Below are 1,492 nucleotides of genomic sequence, written 5' to 3'. Positions count from 1 at the left end.
ACGACGACCCGATCGAGGCCGCCATGCTCCGCCAGACCGGCGTCAGCGCCTCCGCTGGCGGCACCGACGGCCTCGGCTCCGTGATCCGCCGCACCGTCCTCGACCACATGATCCACGCGGCCGAGCAGGCTGACGGCGGCCTGGTCACCGTCATGGACCTGCTCGCCCGACTCTCCGACATCGACCCGGACCGCTACGCCCGCACCGAGCGCGAGAGCGCCAACGCCTGGCAGTCCCGCGCCTCCAAGGCCCTGAAGAGCGAACTGGCCAGCCTCGGGGCCGAGGTGGAGCAGATCCGCATCACCCAGGCCGACGGCTCCCGGCCGATGGGCTACGCCCTGGCCGACCTGCGCACCGCCGCCACTGGCGTGGACAACGCCGCCTGACCGCCCGTTCTGTCCCGGTTTCGACCGCCGCCAAGCCGCCGCCATCCGTGGAAGACCGCAGGTCACAGCCCTGCGACCCGTGTCGCGACCGCCGCCCACCGCCGCCGCGAACACCCTCGTCAGGCATGCCCCGGCACGGGCCTGGCGGCGGTCGTCAGGGCGCTGACCTGCGACGATCCACGGCCAGCCGAGGTCCGGCGGCGGTCGACGACCACCCCAAACCACCCCAAACCGTTCTCCCGGAAGGGAGCCCGCTCGTGCTGCTCACCGTCTCCGCCGCCACCTTCTTCGGCGTCCTGCTGGTCGTCATGCTCCGCCTGCGCGCCGTCGGCTTCGGCGGCGCCCTAGTGGCCGCGCTCTTCGGCTTCTACCTCGCCTCCACCGGCGTCGCCCCCGCCGTCAACGAGGCCCTCGCAAACCTCTTCCACTCCCTCCCCGGCCTGCACTGAACGAGAGGACCGAACCGATGACCCGCACCCGCACCGCCGCGCTGCTCGCCCTGCCGGACCTCGCGTTCGTGGCCGACGGCGGCGAACTGGTCCGCGAGATCGAGCGCTACCTCGCCACCCAGCCCCAGCCCCTGCCGACCCGGTACGCCGTTCCGGCGGTCTGCCCGCACGGCCAAGCCCCCGTCACGTGGGACCTGGGCATGACCCGCCCGCAGCCCACCGCCATGGACCGCCTACGCCGCCGCCCGCCGGCACCGACGCCGACCGACACCGCCACCCACCTGCGCCTTCTCTCCCGCTACCTCACCGTCCACGGCTGGTGCCAGGGCCTGCTGTGGGACGAGAGCGGCCGCCGCTGCCTGCTCGGCGCCCAACTCGCCGTCCTCGCAGCCGGATACGGCACCCAGGCCACCGCCATGGACGCCCGCCGCTACCTGATGGAGCAGTTCACCGCCCAGGACCCCACGGTCCGCACCGTCGACAAGTGGAACGACTCCCCCGGCCGTACCGCCGCCCAGGTCCACCGGGCCCTGGACGTCGCCGCCGCCCGCGCCACCAACCGCTGACCTGGAAGGACACCACCGTGAGCGTCACCCTCCAGCCCAACGGCCCCCGGCTACTGCGCCGAACGATCGAACCGCTCCTCCCCCACGCCGC

3 protein-coding genes are annotated in these 1,492 nt (G+C 73.6%); all 3 read left to right on the top strand.

Annotated features, from left to right (window positions below; translation table 11 throughout):
- The coding region (locus IE329_RS39840; RefSeq protein ID WP_229928162.1) for a hypothetical protein at positions 1-386 on the top strand (386 nt) is incomplete at its 5' end.
- Between the two features lie 257 nt (positions 387-643).
- Positions 644-835 (top strand): hypothetical protein, encoded by a 192-nt coding sequence (locus IE329_RS39835; RefSeq protein WP_190215958.1) that lies wholly within the window; start codon positions 644-646, stop codon positions 833-835.
- 17 nt (positions 836-852) lie between these two features.
- The gene (locus IE329_RS39830; protein WP_190215957.1) at positions 853-1,401 is read left to right on the top strand and encodes a DUF6197 family protein; all 549 of its coding nucleotides are present in this window, start codon (positions 853-855) and stop codon (positions 1,399-1,401) included.
- The last annotated feature ends 91 nt before the right edge of the window (positions 1,402-1,492 follow it).

The organism is Kitasatospora indigofera (genome assembly GCF_014655955.1).
GTDB classification, from domain to species: domain Bacteria; phylum Actinomycetota; class Actinomycetes; order Streptomycetales; family Streptomycetaceae; genus Kitasatospora; species Kitasatospora indigofera.
This window is presented reverse-complemented; position numbering and strand designations above follow the sequence as displayed.